The 17472-nt window shown below is 48.7% G+C and carries 14 protein-coding genes; 9 read left to right on the top strand and 5 right to left on the bottom strand.

Annotated elements, in window-relative coordinates; genetic code table 11:
* Positions 1 to 21: 21 nt before the first annotated feature.
* Positions 22 to 1059 (bottom strand): tRNA dihydrouridine synthase DusB, encoded by a 1038-nt coding sequence (gene dusB / locus GWG06_RS09440; RefSeq protein WP_127038601.1) that lies wholly within the window; start codon positions 1057 to 1059, stop codon positions 22 to 24.
* A 144-nt stretch (positions 1060 to 1203) separates the two neighbouring features.
* On the opposite strand from dusB, the gene GWG06_RS09435 reads away from it, so the two are divergent.
* Genes GWG06_RS09435 through GWG06_RS09415 form a run of 5 tightly spaced genes read left to right on the top strand, consistent with a single transcriptional unit; the run spans position 1204 to position 7329 of the window.
* Entirely contained in the window at positions 1204 to 2586 is a 1383-nt protein-coding gene (locus GWG06_RS09435) for a mercuric reductase (protein WP_160712797.1), read from the top strand.
* Positions 2587 to 2628: 42 nt separating this feature from the next.
* Entirely contained in the window at positions 2629 to 3573 is a 945-nt protein-coding gene (locus GWG06_RS09430; protein ID WP_160712795.1) for an ABC transporter ATP-binding protein, read from the top strand.
* A 5-nt stretch (positions 3574 to 3578) separates the two neighbouring features.
* Positions 3579 to 5147: an ABC transporter permease/substrate-binding protein gene (locus GWG06_RS09425; protein WP_160712793.1), complete on the top strand. Its 1569-nt coding sequence runs from the start codon at positions 3579 to 3581 to the stop codon at positions 5145 to 5147.
* Positions 5148 to 5159: 12 nt separating this feature from the next.
* Positions 5160 to 6308 (top strand): ergothioneine biosynthesis protein EgtB, encoded by a 1149-nt coding sequence (egtB, locus tag GWG06_RS09420; RefSeq protein WP_127038589.1) that lies wholly within the window; start codon positions 5160 to 5162, stop codon positions 6306 to 6308.
* A 28-nt stretch (positions 6309 to 6336) separates the two neighbouring features.
* Positions 6337 to 7329, top strand: coding sequence for an L-histidine N(alpha)-methyltransferase (locus GWG06_RS09415; RefSeq protein ID WP_127038586.1), 993 nt, complete (start codon positions 6337 to 6339; stop codon positions 7327 to 7329).
* A 3-nt stretch (positions 7330 to 7332) separates the two neighbouring features.
* On the opposite strand, the gene GWG06_RS09410 is transcribed toward GWG06_RS09415, so the two are convergent.
* Positions 7333 to 7809 carry a DinB family protein gene (locus tag GWG06_RS09410; protein WP_160712791.1) on the bottom strand — a complete coding sequence of 159 codons (477 nt, stop codon included), beginning with the start codon at positions 7807 to 7809 and terminating at the stop codon, positions 7333 to 7335.
* 266 nt (positions 7810 to 8075) lie between these two features.
* On the opposite strand from GWG06_RS09410, the gene GWG06_RS09405 reads away from it, so the two are divergent.
* A complete protein-coding gene (locus GWG06_RS09405; protein WP_160712789.1) occupies positions 8076 to 10751 on the top strand; it encodes an outer membrane beta-barrel protein in 2676 nt (891 codons plus the stop codon).
* On the opposite strand, the gene GWG06_RS09400 is transcribed toward GWG06_RS09405, so the two are convergent.
* Together GWG06_RS09400 and GWG06_RS09395 are read right to left on the bottom strand one after the other, a co-directional pair.
* Positions 10738 to 11652, bottom strand: a complete 915-nt coding sequence (locus GWG06_RS09400; RefSeq protein ID WP_160712787.1) for a DsbA family protein — start codon at positions 11650 to 11652, stop codon at positions 10738 to 10740. The two genes, GWG06_RS09405 and GWG06_RS09400, sit on opposite strands and share 14 nt — an antisense overlap.
* 115 nt (positions 11653 to 11767) lie before the next feature.
* Positions 11768 to 12628, bottom strand: coding sequence for an OmpA/MotB family protein (locus GWG06_RS09395; protein ID WP_127038574.1), 861 nt, complete (start codon positions 12626 to 12628; stop codon positions 11768 to 11770).
* A 279-nt stretch (positions 12629 to 12907) separates the two neighbouring features.
* On the opposite strand from GWG06_RS09395, the gene GWG06_RS09390 reads away from it, so the two are divergent.
* On the top strand, positions 12908 to 13933 hold the full coding sequence (locus tag GWG06_RS09390) for a LacI family DNA-binding transcriptional regulator (RefSeq protein ID WP_160712785.1): 1026 nt from the start codon (positions 12908 to 12910) through the stop codon (positions 13931 to 13933).
* Between the two features lie 255 nt (positions 13934 to 14188).
* Entirely contained in the window at positions 14189 to 15256 is a 1068-nt protein-coding gene (locus tag GWG06_RS09385) for an SGNH/GDSL hydrolase family protein (protein ID WP_160712783.1), read from the top strand.
* A 111-nt stretch (positions 15257 to 15367) separates the two neighbouring features.
* Here GWG06_RS09385 and GWG06_RS09380 read toward each other — a convergent pair whose 3' ends face one another.
* Positions 15368 to 16591 (bottom strand): alkaline phosphatase family protein, encoded by a 1224-nt coding sequence (locus GWG06_RS09380; protein WP_160712781.1) that lies wholly within the window; start codon positions 16589 to 16591, stop codon positions 15368 to 15370.
* Between the two features lie 125 nt (positions 16592 to 16716).
* Here GWG06_RS09380 and GWG06_RS09375 point away from each other — a divergent pair, with 125 nt between their 5' ends.
* Complete coding sequence (locus GWG06_RS09375; protein ID WP_127039584.1) at positions 16717 to 17385, top strand: DUF1349 domain-containing protein; 669 nt, start codon at positions 16717 to 16719, stop codon at positions 17383 to 17385.
* Positions 17386 to 17472: the final 87 nt, after the last annotated feature.

Here is a 17472-nt window from a genome sequence, read left to right as displayed (position 1 = left end):
TTTCTTTTTTCAGGAAGATGATTACAGCGGGCAGTTCTGGTGATAGTCTATCAGCTCTATGGGCGCGTGTTCCAGCTCGATACCCTTATAGTACGCTTCGATTTCATCGAGCACAGCTTCCACTTCTTCCACTGTTTTGAGTGTTACCAGGCGGCTGCGGAACTCTTTGATGTTAGGCAACCCCTTGAGGTAATTGGCGTAGCAGCCGCGCATCTCGTTGATGCCTGTTACCGGCCCTTTCCATTCCACGGAAAGGCGCAGGTGTTTCTTGCTCACGGCAATACGTTCTTCCAGGGTAGGCCCCGGCAGCAGTTCACCGGTTTGCTCATAATGGCGGATTTCGCGGAACAGCCACGGGTAGCCTATAACGGCGCGGCCTATCATGATGCCGTCCACACCATAGCGGTTCTTATACTCCACGGCTTTTTGCGGTGTATTGATATCACCGTTGCCGAAGATGGGGATTTTTATGCGGGGGTTGTTCTTTACTTTTCCGATCAGGGTCCAGTCGGCCTGGCCCTTATACATCTGGCAGCGGGTACGGCCGTGAATGGCGAGGGCTTTAATGCCCACGTCCTGCAGGCGTTCTGCCACCTCTTCAATATTTTTGGTATCATCGTCCCACCCCAGTCTTGTTTTGACCGTTACGGGCAGCTTTGTGGCCTTTACGCAGGCGGCTGTCAACCTTACCATGAGATCAAGGTCTTTCAGCACACCGGCTCCGGCGCCCCTGCCGGCTACTTTTTTTACCGGGCAGCCAAAGTTGATGTCCAGCAGGTCCGGACTGGTAACGTCTACTATTCTGGCGGCCATAGCCAGACTGTCTTCATCACCCCCGAAGATCTGTATACCTACAGGCCGCTCATACTCGAAAATATCCAGCTTCCTGCGGCATTTGATTGCATCGCGGATGAGCCCTTCACTTGAGATAAATTCAGTATACATCAGGTCCGCACCTGCATCTTTGCAGACGGCACGGAAAGGCGGATCGCTCACGTCTTCCATGGGAGCCAGCAACAGCGGGAAATCGGGCAGTGTTATGTTGTCAATCTTTACCAAAATGTAATTTTTTCCGGACCGCAAAGATAATGTATTTACAGCTGCCGGCAGCAGGAAATCACCTGTCAGTATCATTATTTTTACCTAATTTCCCGTTCCCGTCTCTGCTGGTATAATCTTTGGCCCCTGCTCAAAAAAACAGTTATGGAAAAGTTTGATGCAATCATTATTGGTTCGGGCCAGGGTGGTACGCCGCTGGCAAAAAAACTCGCCCATAAAGGATGGAAAACAGCTCTCATCGAACAACGCTGGCCAGGCGGCACCTGCATCAACGACGGGTGTACGCCCACCAAAGCCATGATAGCCTGTGCAAAAGTGGCCCATATCATGTCACAGAGCAAATCCTGGGGCATCGTCAGCAAAGGTTACAGCGTTGACCTTCCGGCTATCGTATCCAGGAAAAATGATATAGTAGAACAATTCAGAAACGGTGTCAGCAAAGGACTGGAGAAAACAGAAGGACTCACGTTCATACATGGCAGCGCTGCCTTCAGCGCACATAAAACCGTCACCATTCAGCTGCATGACGGCGGTGAACAAACCATTACTGCAGACCAGATCTTCATCAATACCGGCGCTACACCCGTCATTCCTGATATTCCCGGCCTGGAGGAAGTGCCGTACCTCACTTCTGCCACCCTGCTGGATGAAGTGGTGATACCTCCTGAACTGATTATTCTTGGCGGCAGCTATATTGCACTGGAAATGGGGCAGCTGTATCAGCGGCTGGGCAGTCATGTTACCATCATTGAGAAATCTCCGCAGCTCGTTTCCCGCGAAGACCCCGATGTTGCAGCCGTTATCAGAAAAGTACTGGAAGAAGAAGATATCCGGATATATACTTCCGCTACAGCAGATAAAATCAGTCATACACCAGACGGACTGCTGCTGCATATTACCGCCGGCAGCAACCGGGTAACACTAACGGGAACGCATATACTGCTGGCTACCGGCCGCGCACCGCAGACACATTCCCTGCAGCCGGCTAAAACCGGTGTTACACTGGATGAGAAAGGATTTGTTCAGGTGAATGAACACCTGGAAACTACCTGTCCCGGTATCTTCGCGATCGGCGATGTAAAACCCGGGCCTGCATTTACACATATCTCCTACAATGACCATCTCATCATCTACAAAAATCTGTTTGAAGAGGCAGCCATTACCACCAAAGACCGGCAGGTGCCTTATTGCATGTTCACCGACCCGCAGCTGGGACGCATCGGACTTTCTGAAACAGCGGCCCGGCGCCAGGGCATTCCGGTGAAAGTAGCCTGCCTCAGTATGGACAAAGTAGCGCGCGCTATTGAAACCGGCGAAACACAGGGATTCATGAAAGCCGTTGTACACGAACATACCGGGCAGATACTGGGCGCCGCCATCATCGGCACACAGGGCGGCGAAATAATGTCTGTGCTGCAGATGGCCATGGCAGGCGGTATCACCGCACCACAGCTACGCGATATGATTTTTGCACATCCGCTCTATGCGGAATCATTGAATAACCTATTTTTGATGCTGGAAAAATAAGGGCAATCTGCGCATATTTTTCCCCATCTGTATATTTCTCCTATGATTACATTATCACACATTTCCAAAAGTTTTAGTCCGGACAAACAGGCTGTCAGCGATGTTTCCTTTGAAGTGCAACGGGGAGAAATCATGGTGCTACTCGGTACCAGCGGTTGCGGCAAAACAACTACCCTGCGGATGATTAACCGGTTAATCACGCCGGACAGCGGACAAATTCATATCAACGGAAAAGATATTGCAGCAGAACCTGCAGAAACCCTCCGCCGGGGCATAGGCTATGTATTGCAGAACCATGGCCTTTTTCCGCATTATACAGTATTGGAGAATATCAGCATAGTGCCACAGCTGCTACAGTGGGATAAGGCGCGCATGAAAGAACGCGCCCTTTCCCTCATGGAAAAACTGGGCCTCCCTCCCCGCGATTACGCCAACGCCTATCCGCAGCAGCTCAGCGGCGGACAACAGCAGCGCGTAGGGCTGGCACGCGCGCTGGCAGCGGACCCGCCGGTATTGCTCATGGACGAACCTTTCGGCGCACTCGACCCGCTCACCCGCATCAGTGTGAGAAGAGAATTCAAAGCACTCGATGAACTGAACAGTAAAACCGTCATCCTTGTTACCCATGATGTAGAAGAAGCTTTTGACCTGGGTTCAAGAATATGCATCATGGACAAAGGCCGTATACAACAGCTGGGAACTGCCGTGGAACTACTTTTCCGGCCGGCCAACGACTTTGTGCGCAGCTTCCTGGAAAACCAGCGGCTGGAACTGGAACTGGCTTCGCTGCAGCTTACAGATATATGGCGGTTTATACCGCAGCAGGCGGCACATAATACGGAAAAACCGCTCCCGTGCAACGCTACCTGCCGCGAAGCTCTGGAAGCCTTACTGGACGGCCCAGCTACAGTCTCCTGCCACGGAGAACACCGGCAACTGGATGGTACCTTGTTATTCAACGCTATTGCAGCATATAAAAAACAGTAGTCCATATGGACACACCTGAAACCTTTACGGACTTCATCCGGCAGCAATCCGGCAAACTGCTGGAGCAAACGCTCACGCATACCGGCCTTACCTTCATTTCGGTACTGATAGCAGTATGTATCGGCGTACCCCTGGGTATCCTGATTATCCGCCGCAAGCGGTTATCCGGCCTGGTACTGGGCATCGCCGGCGTACTGCAGACCATCCCCAGCATAGCGCTGCTGGGCTTTATGATACCACTGCTGGGCATTGGTCCCAAACCAGCTATAGTAGCCCTGTTCCTGTACGCGCTGCTGCCCATTATCCGTAATACCTATACCGGCATCAGCGGCGTGGACAATAGTGTTACCGAAGCTGCCAGAGGTATGGGCATGAGCCCCCGGCAACTGCTGTTCAAAGTACAGCTGCCGCTGGCAATGCCGGTTATACTGGCCGGCATACGCACCGCTACCGTCATCAATGTTGGAGTAGCTACACTGGCGGCATACATTGCAGCAGGCGGACTGGGAGAATTTATTTTCGGCGGTATCGCACTCAACAATACCAGCATGATGCTGGCTGGCGCCATACCGGCGGCACTGCTGGCTATCCTGTTTGACTGGCTGCTGTCCCTGCTGCAGCACCTCAATATCCGCAGATTCCGCAGACTGCTGTATATATTGCCGCTGCTCTTCCTGGCACTCTCTTCTATATACCTCCTGCCTGATACCAGCAGCGGTAAAATAAAAGCGGGCTTCACCCCGGAATTTATGGGCCGTAAAGACGGCGATATCGGTTTACGGACTGTTTACGGGCTGCACCTCCCTACACTCGTTATCAGTGATATGATTATGTATAAAGCGGCAGCAGAAAAAAAACTGGATGTCATCAGCGGCAGCAGCACAGATGGCCGCGTCCGCGCATACGATCTGGTAGTGCTGGAAGATGACAAACACATCTTCCCTCCCTATTATGCCGCCCCCATCGTACGTATGTCAACACTGGAAAAATATCCGGAACTGGAACCCGTACTCAATAAACTGTCTGGTACAATTAATGATAGCATTATGACGGAACTGAACTACCGGGTAGATTACCTGAAACAGACACCCGAAAAAGTAGCAAAAGATTACCTGACTGCTATCGGTCTCTGGAAACCTGCTACCGGTGGCAACAAAGGCAATATCCGCATCGGTTCCAAAATCTTCGGGGATGGCTATGTGCTCGCCAATATGTACAAAATACTGATTGAAGGATATACAGATCTTTCCGTTACCACCAAAACCGGCCTCGGAGGCACCAAAATTGTGTTCGATGCATTAATAAATGATCAGATTGATATGTATCCGGAATATACCGGCACCGGCCTGCTGGTGATCCTGCAGGCGCCGCAGCAGGTAACAGACAGTATTATGAGCGACAGCAAAAAAGTGTATGACTATGTACAGACAGGATTTGAAAAACAGTACCGCGTAAAATGGCTGCTGCCCATCGGATTCAACAATACATATGCCCTGATGATGAGACGGGAACAGGCTTCCAGCCTGGGCATACATACTATTTCAGCATTAAAGCAATATACAGACCATAAATAACCACCAGTATTTATGCAATTGAAAAAAGACTATGAAACCGTGCGTCAGCGAACAGAAAGCATCTGCGCTCCGCTGAAAACGGAAGACTATGTAGTGCAGCCGGTAGCGGATGTAAGTCCGCCGAAATGGCATCTCGGCCATACTACCTGGTTCTTTGAAACCTTCCTGCTGATGCCTAACCTGGAAGGATACACGGAATTTGATCCGCAGTATAACTTTGTATTCAACAGCTACTATGAATCAGTCGGCTCACGCGTGATCCGTACAGACCGGGGCAACCTGAGCAGGCCTGCCGTGGAAGATATTATGCGCTACCGCCGGCATGTGGATGACGCGATGTACCGCTTCCTGGAACAGGAACATACTCCGGAGATACAGGCGCTGATTACCCTGGGACTCAACCATGAAGAGCAGCACCAGGAGCTGTTATATACAGATATCAAATATATTCTGGGGCATAACCCGCTGATGCCGGCATATGATCCGGATAAACAATCTGCCCGTTCAGCTGTTGATAATACTTCATGGCTGCATATGAAAGCAGGTATTTATGAGATAGGTTTTGCCGGAGAAGGCTTTTGTTTTGATAATGAACTGTCACGTCATAAAGTATACCTGGGTGATTACAGCATCAGCACTTCACTGGTCAGCAATGCCGAATACCTGGAGTTCATACAGTCCGGAGGTTACCGGGATTTCCGCTACTGGCACGCAGAAGGCTGGGACTGGGTAAAAAATAACCAGGTAACTGCTCCGATGTACTGGTACCTGATAGACGGCCGCTGGATGTATTACACCTGGCAGGGATTACAACCGCTGGCCACCGATGCACCATTATGTCATATCAGTTACTATGAAGCCGCCGCATATGCTTCCTGGAAGGGAATGCGCCTGCCCACGGAAGCAGAATGGGAAGCCGCAGCGCCGCAACTGTCATGGGGCCTGCGCTGGGAATGGACGGAGAGCGCGTATCTCCCCTATCCCGGGTTTACCAAAGCGCCCGGCGCCATCGGAGAATACAACGGGAAATTTATGGTCAGCCAGATGGTGCTGCGGGGAGCATCAGAAGTAACACCTCCCGGTCACAGCCGCATCACGTACAGGAACTTTTTCCATCCTCCCCTGCGATGGCAGTTTACCGGAATAAGGCTGGCAAAGTAACCGTATCCTTTCATCAAAAAATCAGGTCATGCAGCGCACTGTAATTCCAAACCATGCAACCCTCAACAAGAAAACTGCCGCAGGCAGCTTTTACCATGACGTAGTCAAAGGACTCAGCGCACCGCAAAAGCGTCTTGATTCCAAATACTTTTATGATGCGGAAGGCGACCGGCTGTTTCAGCAGATCATGCAATGCCATGAGTACTACCTGACCGGTTGTGAAATGCAGATATTCCGCGAGCAATCCGCCAATATAGCCGCCGCCATTGAAAAGTATACCGGCACATTCGATGTGGTGGAGCTGGGTGCAGGAGACGCCACCAAATCCATTCACCTGCTGGAACAATTGATTAATAACGGTACAGGGTATACGTATTTCCCCATAGATATTTCTGCCAATGTTATTTATCAGCTGGAGAAGTCATTACCGGCAAAACTGCCGGAGCTGCAGCTGCACGGGCTGAACGGGGAATATTTCGAGATGCTGCAGGAAGCAAATGCCTACAGCTCCCGGAAAAAGGTAGTACTGTTCATGGGTGGCAATATCGGCAACTTCAATACGGCAGAAGCCCTTCACTTCTGCCGGGAATTACGGCATCACCTGCAACCCGGCGACCTGCTGCTGACAGGTTTTGATCTGAAAAAACATCCGCAGGTCATCCTCAGTGCCTATAATGACGATGCCGGTATTACGCGGGCTTTCAACTTCAACCTGCTGACCCGTATCAACCGGGAACTGCATGCTGATTTTGACCTGTCAAAATTTGCGCATTACCCCACCTACGATCCGGGAACCGGGGCCTGCAAGAGTTACCTGATAAGTCTTACGCAGCAACAGGTACATATCGGCGAAGAGGTCTGTATTTCCTTTGAAGAGAATGAAGCGCTGTATATGGAAATCTCACAGAAATATTCGCTGGAAGAAACAGACCAGCTGGCCGCCCAGTCAGGGTTCCGGCCGGTGGCCCGCTTCTCCGACAGCAAAAGATGGTTTGTAGACTGCCTCTGGAAATGCATCTGACATTTATTTCCAGGCGCCCAGCATCCGGCGTACGGCCACTATTTCTCCGGTATGATAACTGGTATGGTCAGCAATCAGCACCGCTTCGCGGAAAAGATGCTGCCCTTCACCATGAGGAAACGGGGCAAAGAGGTCGGCGTCCGGAGCTTCCAGCAAGGCAATGAAAGTGGCCAGGTCCTCCCGGATCTGTGCCAGGCTGTGTTTCCACGCAGCTTCATTTTCAGGAGCCGTTTCTTTGGGCCAGTATCCTTCCGGCCATGCCGGCGATACGTAACTGGCATCCCGGCTGAATTCCAGTATATCCTCCTGTGTAATACGTATGTGCTCTACCAGCTGCCAGATGCTGTAGGGCAGGCCCGGCGGCGTAACGCCACGGAGTTCCGCAGGCAGCCCCTTCACCGCATCTGCAAAAGTAACATGCGCATTGGCTTTCAGCAGCAACGCCTTCAATGAGTCTGTGATAGCTTTGTTTTTCTGCATGGATATTTTATTTTATTCCGGATATGTGTAACTTACGTCTGAATCATTGCTGATGGCTGTTGTACAGCTATTTTTTACGCCCTGTATTCTTTTCGCCAATAACAAACACTTAACAGCCATAATCATTTCAAGTGCCACATTATCAATCTGATTTTCAGAACTTACTACCTGATTTAATTTCGAAAGAAATGCAATCCTTTGCACGTTGTTAACAAAATCCACTCTATCAGCTGTTAGCATTGCATATCTAACCCAACCGGCACAATATGAGGTATAAAGGACTGTTATTGCTGATTATTTTCTGTAATGTTTATACTGTTCTGAAAGCCCAGAAAACAATAAAGGGTACCGTATTTCAGAAAGAAACCAGGCAACCGCTTCCGGGCGCCAGTGTGATGCTGTATACAGAGAAATCTATCCTCAAAGCACAGACCATTTCTGATGAACATGGGCACTTTACCCTGGAACATATGCCGGAAGGCTTTTTCCGTCTTATTGTGAGCTTCATGGGTAACAGGGCGGAGATGATCCCTGTGGAAATAACTCCCAAAACCACGATACTCACCTTTGACTATATCCAGCTGGCGGCCAGTATAAAACTGAATAAGATAGAAATAAAAGGCAGCCGCCCGTTGCTGTCTATCCGTAAAGATACCATAGAGTTTGAAGCCGGGCAGCTGCGCACTGCTCCCAGCGCTACCATGCAGCATCTGATTGAAAAAATACCAGGTATCAGCATCGATGAAAACGGGAATATCTTCTTTATGGGCAAGCCGGTAAAAGACCTCCATGTAGATGGCAGGGCTGTTACCCAGGAAGGCGGCAGCACCAAACGTATACTGGAAATTCTCAAATCCGACATGGCCGATAAAATCCAGATTGCAGATAAACGCAATTTCTCCAGTGCCGCCAACCCCGGAGAAAGCGGCAAGGTGCTGAATATAACCATCAAGAAGGAAATGAAGAAAGGAGTAAGAGGCAGTGTGGCAGCAGGTATCGGCAGAAACGACCGCTTTAATGCCGGCGCCAATGCCAATATGTTCCGCACTACACATATGGTGATTGCGGATGCCATCGGCAATAATACCAATACCAGCCGGGACCCCAGCACAGTCAGCGAATCGCCGTTTATGTTCAGCAACCAGAAAGGAATCAATAAAACCTACAATTTCCAGGTAAACGCCGGCGGCGACTTCAGAAAAAAACTGAAGGCTTCCGTATTCCTTTCCCACCAGGCTATTGATAATAACAGCAATGAAAAGCTGGACCGGGAGAATATCCTGAATAATCAGACAAACTTTTATACCAGCAACAGCACGCAGGACTTGCATAAGGATGCTACCACCGGCTTTATGATTATGGATTACCAGATCCATCCCAGGCACAAACTCAATATCATTGCCTCTCTCGGGCGCGATAAACTGGTAAAAAACGATCAGCAGCAATACCAGACCCTGGACGGCAAAGGAAAAATGCTAAACGCAGGCCTGTTAAATACGACCGACAGCAGCATTAATCTCAGTTATGCCACTACGGTAAATTACCAGTATAAATTCAACAAACCGGGGCGCATGGCAGAATTCTACGCGATGATCCTGCAGAACAGCATGCATGGCGACCAGGTCAACTATAACCGGAATTATACCGCCGCTAATAATACCACGGACACACTGAACCGGCTTATCAGGCCGGAAAGCAATACCACCACTGTTTCTGCAGTAGTACAGTACAAAGAGCCGGTAAAAAATCTGTTTACGCTGGGCATATTATACGGCATCAATCATTCCCATACCAGTAATCAACGGACGACTTTTGATTTTGATAATCCGAAACGGCAATACATCATTCCGAACGATTCCCTCTCCTATGACTTCACCAATGATAATACCACCAATACCGTGCGCCCTGTTCTGGAACTGGCAAAAGATAAAATCAACTTTACCGCTTCCCTGGATATTGCGTTCCTGCGCATTACCAGCAATAACCTGACAACGGGGGAACATTACTATTACAACAATATGAACATTGGCAGAAATGCAATGCTGACTTATAAGTTCAATGAATTTAAATCACTGCTGGTATCTTATAACGGTGTAAATGAAATTCCGTCCCCTGCCAGTTTCTGGCCCCAGGTAAATATCAGCAACCCACTGTACATACAGCTGGGAAACCCGGATCTGCAGCCCGGCTTCAGCAACCGCCTGGAAGTCAATTATAACTCACTCAGCATTACAGGACTCAATTTTGCAGCATCCATACAGGGGCAGCTTACGGACAATGCCATTGCAAACGCAATCAATACTGACTCCACCGGAAAGCAGGTAAGCCGGCCGGTAAACCTCGACGGACAGCAGGCATGGAGAGGAGAAATTACGCTGGGCAAGCGTTTTAAAAAACCGGAGATAAGTCTTACCTACCGTTCCATCATCCGGCAACAGCACAACATCAACCTCGTTAACAATAACCGGAATACGACGGATAATCTTACATTCACCCATATTCTCACCTCTTCTTTCCTGTATAAATCACTGTTCGAGCTTACCGGCACGGTGGGAATGGATTACAACAGTAACAAGTATTCCCTGCAGCCTGACAGTCATTATGATTACCTGCGCTATAACCTTTTTTTCAGCCTCAACACCTTTCTGCCTTTTAATGTCAGCAGCGGCGCCGCGGTTAATTTTATTGCCAATACAGATGCCAGGCAACAGTTTACCCTGCTGAACCTCTGGGTATCTAAAAGTTTCCTGCGACAGAAAAATCTGATGGCCAAGTTATATGCATACGACGTTCTCCGGCAAAATAAATCCATCACGACTACGATCGGAGATACTTTCCGCGAAACGATACAGGCTAACAACCTGTCACGCTATTTTATGTTCAGTATTACTTATTTCTACGGTAAAAAACAACCGGCGAAACCCGGATTCAGTCCGCTGTAACACGCCACAGATGACCTTTTCCTGCTTCCAGCACTGACACCTTCCCCTGCTCTCTGAATGCCTCCAGCGCCTCGTACGCGGCTTCAAAAGACATGTCATTCAGTACGGCATACTCTTTTGTAGTGAGCGTCGGGAAATAGGAAAACAGGGCTATATCTTTTGCATAGGCTCTGGGTTGTGCGGCAGGCAGCAGTTTATGTAAGGCAGTGATGAATACCTGATAAGGTTTTGCGCCATACACCAGTTCTGATGTACCGTCTGCATTCACGAAAAATACAGAAGGAAATCCACGCACGCCCATTTCTTTTCTCAGCTGCAGGTCTGCTTCAAACAGGGCCGGTGCTGTTTCTGCGAAATCCTGTTCCAGCTGCACCGTGTCCAGTTCCGCGTAGGCGGCGGCCTTCAGCACTTCTTCCGTCCGGGTGATATTGATGGCTTCCATGAAAATCATCTCCCGTAATCTTCTTAAAAAGATAACTGCCTTATGGGTATCCTGTACCTGTGCTGCTTTAAACCAGCGGGACGGCGGGAAGGAAGAATCCGGCGGGTCCTGCAGCCACACGCTGCCGTCTATAGGCATCTGGTAATGCACGGCCACTTCTTCCCAATGATGCGCCACATCTGCCGGGCCGCTGATGCCGCCGGAGTTGTATACTTTCCAGGAAGGTAATAATCCGCCCATGTGGTAACTGATATCCAGTACATGGCCGTATTCCAGTTTCAACCTGCGCCATTGCGGCTCAATACCCCAGCAGGTAGAGCAGATAGGATCGGTAAAATAAACGATGCGCAGCGGCTTGTCTGCTGGTATAGCGGCTGCTGCTGCAGCACCGGCGGGTGTTCCCGCACCGGGAATTTCACATACGCCACTGATGGGGTCACAGAATAATGCGTCACTCATATCACTTAAATTAATTCGGTTGTAAAAATAAAAAGCGGAGATGAAAATAAGATGAAGATTTTCTTCTCTTACTGACATCTCCGCCATTATTTTTTTTGCTACCTGAAAGCAGTTATCAGTTAGCTGGTTTCTCCAGCAGTTTGAAGAACTGATCCAGCTGAGGCAGGATCACAATCCTTGTTCTGCGGTTGGCAGCGCGGCCTTCCGGCGTATCATTGGAGGCAACCGGAATAAATTCGCTTCTTCCGGCAGCAGTCATACGCGATGCAGGAATATTATACTGATTCTGCAGGATACGTACTACGGAAGTAGCTCTTTTCACACTAAGATCCCAGTTGTCCAGCAGTACATTCGGACGGTAAGGCACATTATCCGTATGCCCTTCTACCATGAATTCGATGTCCGGCTGGTTGATCAGTACCTTGGCTACCTTGCCCAGTACTTCCTTTGCCCGGTCAGCTACTTCATAGCTACCGCTCTTGAACAGCAGTTTATCGGAGATATCGATATACACAACGCCTTTTTCCACCTTGATGTTGATGTCCTTGTCATCCATATTGCCAATGGCTCCTTTCAGGTTCATCACCAGCTGCATATTCAGGGAGTCCTTGCGTGCGATAGCAGATTGCAGATCTTTGATATATGCATCCTTGGCGCCGATATTATCCAGCGATTTCTTGATGCTTTCTGCCTGGGAACTGGAAATAACCGATAACTCCTTCAGGTGGTCCAGCATCTGGGAATTGTTGGCTTTGAGCTGCGTCTGCTGTTCAGACATGTTCTCCAGTTTGTCTTTATAGGCCGCAGCAGCTCTGGCCGCATCTTCTTCACATTTTCTACGCTGGGCTTCTGTGGATGTATACAAGCTATCCAGCCGGGCATATCTGGCCTCGGATTCCCTTAATTTCCTGGGTGCGGAACAGCTGGCAAAAATGCCGATCAATGCCACTGGGATAGCTAATCGTTCGATTCTCATAATTGTGATTTTTAATAAATCTAACAAATAAAATATATAAAATTAATATAGGGAGACAATGGAAGGTACGGGAATACTGCAAATAGCAGGCCGAATGAAAGCAGGCAGTTCTTTAGGCGGTCCAACACATATAATTAACCCTAATTTATCGGGAAAACAATCGTATATTAGGCATATTGCGCGTAACCATAAAAAAAAGTTAATATTTTATAATAACTAAGTAACTTGGCCGCCAGCGTATAATTGCTGTATCTGTTTTCCATTAATTGCTGTAAATGTATGAGAAAGGTGGTTTCTTCGGGTCAACCAACAATAAAGGAAATTGCAAAAAAGCTAAACATCTCTGTATCTACTGTTTCAAGAGCGCTGCACGATCATCACAGTATCGGACTGCGCACGAAAGCCAGGGTGAAACAACTGGCTGCAGAAATGAATTATGAACGCAATCAGACCGCTGTATACTTTCAGCAGGGCCGGACATTTACCATCGGTATCCTGTTACCGGAACTCTCAGAAGCCTTCTTCTCCAGCGCTATCAGCGGCATTGAAGACACCGCCTACAGCAACGACTATACAGTATTACTGGGCCAGTCGCACGATGATGAAGCCCGCGAAAAACAAATCATTCAAAGCATGAAACAACACCGGGTAGACGGCTGCATTGTTTCTATCGGTAAAAACACCCGTAACTACGATCACTTTGAAATGCTGCGTCAGGCAAAGATCCCGGTCGTTTTCTTCGATCGTATTCCGGATCTTCCCAATATACACACCGTTTCCTGCAACCTCGAATCAGGCACTATACAGGCGGTGGATTTTCTGCTGAAAAAAGGACACCGCGTGATCGGCATGATTAACGGGCCGGAACAGCTTGTAGCCAGCAAGGAACGCGCTACCGGCTACATCAAGGCCCTGCGCAAACATCGCCTTAAATATGATCCGGAACTGATTGTGAATGCAGACCTCACCGCCGCCGGCACCAGCCAGGCCATGGAATACCTGCTGTCCCTCAAACGGAAGGTAACCGCCATCGTTACCTTCAACGATTACGTTGCCATGGATGCCGTTCAATATGCGCTTAAACAAAAACTGGAGATAAATAAGGATATAACTTTTGTATCTTACGCCAATACGCCGGTAAGCGGCTATACGGCCTTCCCCCCCGCTGCTTCTGTAGAGCAGTTCCCTTACGAACAGGGCAAGGCGGCAACCAATATGCTGTTATCCCTCCTGAGCGGAGAACATGCATTAAATGAATATAATAATATGCTGATGGAATCACAACTTGTGATACATGACAGGTGAGAAAGGGTTGCTGGCGATAACCTTGCCACAGCTTATACCGTGGCAAAGGCATCGACCTCATTGTTCGCTGTTCTGATAGCTGCTTCGCGCGCTAAAATCTGTTTTCTTAATTGCACCACTATGTTAGATAATTCTTTTAACATTCCGCATACGCAAACGCTTGCGTTAACCGCGCAAGCGTTTGCGTAAACGATAAAAAAGCCCTTTTTTCACTGCTTCCTGTATTATCTTTCTGCCAACAATAATTAATTCCCGATGAAAAAAACGCTGCTATCCTTATTCACTGTCATCCTGCTGATGACTGCTGCCCGGGCGCAATCCCTTGTCTATCATAACGCCATGGAGTTTCCTCTCATCGGCAGGTATCTTAACGATTCCAGCTACAACCGGCTGCCGGCAAAATACCAGGCTACCGTAAGACCAGAGGTATGGTATCTGAGCCGGAATACTGCCGGCATCGCGGTCCGCTTCTCTTCCAACGCCACTACCATCGCTGCCAGATGGAAAGTCATCAACAACTTCGCCATGAACCATATGACCGCCACCGGCATAAAAGGACTGGACCTCTACGCGCTGGTGAATAATAAATGGCAGTTCGTCAACAGTGCAATCCCTGATGGCAGCAGCAGTTCCGAAAAAACCTTCCTGCATAAAGGCGAACCGGTACAAAGGGAATACCTGCTCTACCTCCCGCTGTACGATGGCATCGATTCCTTAGCTATCGGCGTAAATGAAGGAGCTGTCATCGAAAAACCACGCGGGCAGCAACTGCTGGATAAAAAACCGGTCGTGTATTACGGCTCCAGCATTGCACAGGGAGGCTGCGCCAACCGCCCCGGCATGGCCTATACCAGCATTCTCTCCCGCCAGCTGCAACGTCCCTTTATTAACCTGGGCTTCAGCGGCAACGGTAAATTTGAAACCAGCGTAGGCGCCGCCATCTGTGAAACAGATCCGGCACTTATCGTTATAGACTGCAATCCCAATACCGATGCAGAGCAAATACAACCCGGCGCTGTGGCGCTTATCAGACAGCTACGCCAATGCAAACCCCGGGTGCCTATCCTGCTGGTAGAAAATTACATGTATGAAAATGCATACTTCGAAAAAGACATGAAAGAAATGGTATTCCGGAAAAGGGCAGCGCTAAAAAAAGCCTACCTGCAACTTCTGCAGTCAGGGGTAAAAAATCTGCATTATACCAGCGGAGAAGGCTTTCTGGGAGATGACCACGAAGGCACCGTAGACGGTGTTCACCCAACCGATATAGGAATGGAGCGTTTTGCCAGACGCATACGCCCCGTTATAGAGAAGCTGCTTTAAATTTGTTTATTTTTTTATTTGAGATTTTCTCTCTTATCAGTGTCTGCCTTTTACTTATACGGAGACACTGATAAGAGAGAAAATCTCAAATAAAAAAATAAACAAATTAACCTATTGGGTGATCCAGGTATTAACAGTATTGTGGGGGGCTTCCAGTACTATCTTATAAAACGTGGAAGGCATATTTTTAATGTTGAGAGTGGCTTGTCCGTTGCTGACCGGTACTGTTGCGAGCAGCGTATATTCGTCCTTTCCGCCGGTTTTGAAGTTGTTGGTGGTGGTGACGAAAATTTTCACTTTCCCTTTTTTATCATAGGCTTTCCAGGTCACCTGCAGGTGGTCATTATCACGTACAGCGGCGGGTTTTGCCAGTGATACGGCGCCGGTGAGCGCAACGCCGTCTAACTCCCGTTCATAATGCTGCGGTATTTTTATATCCAGGAAGCGGGCCATAGATGGCAATATATCTACAATACCGGGTTGCGCGGTTTTAAAATAGCTGTTCAGTCCCTTGGCATTGGTAACAATCCAGGTGGTGCGTTCCCTGTCTGATTGCCCGCCGTGATGATGACCGGTGCTGGCATCGCGGCCATGGTCGGTCGTAATGTAAATCTGCCATTCTTCGTTGAAATGCTGTTCCCGGTACCTGATAGCATCCCAGATTTTTCCGGCATAATCATCTGTCATACGCACGGCGGTGTCCATTTCTTTTCCGGTACCATGGCGGTGTCCCATATCATCGCTGTATTCGAGATACACCCAGGTAAGGTCTGGCCCGTTGCTGCGTACATAGGCTGCTGCCTTCTCCACTACCGTTGAATCGATCAGGTGCATGTACCATTTATTTTTATCATGCGGATATTGCACGGTGTCCAGCTCCAGTCCGTCTACCGCATGATCTATACGTAAGCCGCCTGTCTGCGGAAGCCCGTCACCGGCCAGTTTGGTGCGGTTATCCTGCCAGGAGGAAAAGATGGCGGTCTGTTTCTGCGGATAGGCCGTTTTGAAATAGCGGAAAATACTGGGATAGTAATAATTCTGTGCGGCGATATCATTATCCCACACATTATGTTTGTTCACCCAGGTACTTGTCAGCAGACTGTTATAGCCTACGGCAGAGATAGTGGGCGTCTGGGAATAACCATTCTTCTCTCCGCCCACATACGCACGGGTATATCCGCCTGCTGCCGCAATACGCTTCAGGTTAGGTGTTGGCTGCGCTTCGATGACATCAGCAGGAATCCCATCTGCAATAATAAATAAAGCCTTATGTTTTTTTTGTGCAAACAGCCCTGTGGCTGATAAAAGACCCAGGGCCAATACAACGTACTTCATTGTTAACTGTTTTATTATCAATAGAGATGTCAAGGTAATCGTTTTATCGGGCTTTCTCTGCTAAATTATCTTCCCCTTACCAATAAATATTTTTCTATCTTTTCCCTCTAAAAAAAACTCAATCCGTGAAAAAGAAATTACATCTGCTCAACTGCCTGCTGATATTATGTTGCAGCGCTATGGCCGCCACTCCGGCTGACAGCATCCAGGTGAAAGGCATCCCTCACTCCTTCTCCTGGATCAATACACCCAAAAGTTTCCAGGTGACGGACAACGCATTGACCATCACCGGCGCCAAAGGCTCAGATTTTTTCAACTACCCCGGCGGGAACTATAACGTGGCTACCGCACCCATCCTGGCTTTCACGCCAGACAAGGACTTTATACTGACGGTAAAAGTAAAGGTGGATTTCAGGAAAGAATACGATGGTGGCGCCATCTACCTGATGGCCGATTCTACCCAGTGGCTTAAATTTCTTTTTGAGTTCACCGGTGACAAGAAAATGCTCGTTTGCTCCAGCGTTACCAATACTTACACTGATGGCAGTAATAACGCTTTCGCCCCTACGAACGAGGTTTATCTGCGGCTGAGCAAATCCGGTAACATGTACGGCTTCTTTTATTCCTTCGACGGCAAAGCCTGGGAATCCGCCAGAATGGTGAATTTCCAGCCTAAAGGCCCTTGCAGGCTGGGCTTCTCCTCTCAATCCCCGTTAGGAGAATCCTGTACCAGCACGTTCTCGGAAATCAGCTATATTCCGAGGGCATATAAGAGTAACAAAACGGGATTGTGAAATAATTACGAATTACGAATTGCGAATTACGAATGAAAGCGAAGAGCTAAGCGAAAATCAAATATGATCTTCGCTTAGCTCTTCGCT

It is taken from the genome of Chitinophaga solisilvae (assembly GCF_009928525.1).
GTDB lineage: Bacteria > Bacteroidota > Bacteroidia > Chitinophagales > Chitinophagaceae > Chitinophaga > Chitinophaga solisilvae.
The sequence above is the reverse complement of the archived record's forward strand: the minus strand, read 5'-3'. Positions and strand labels throughout refer to the sequence as shown.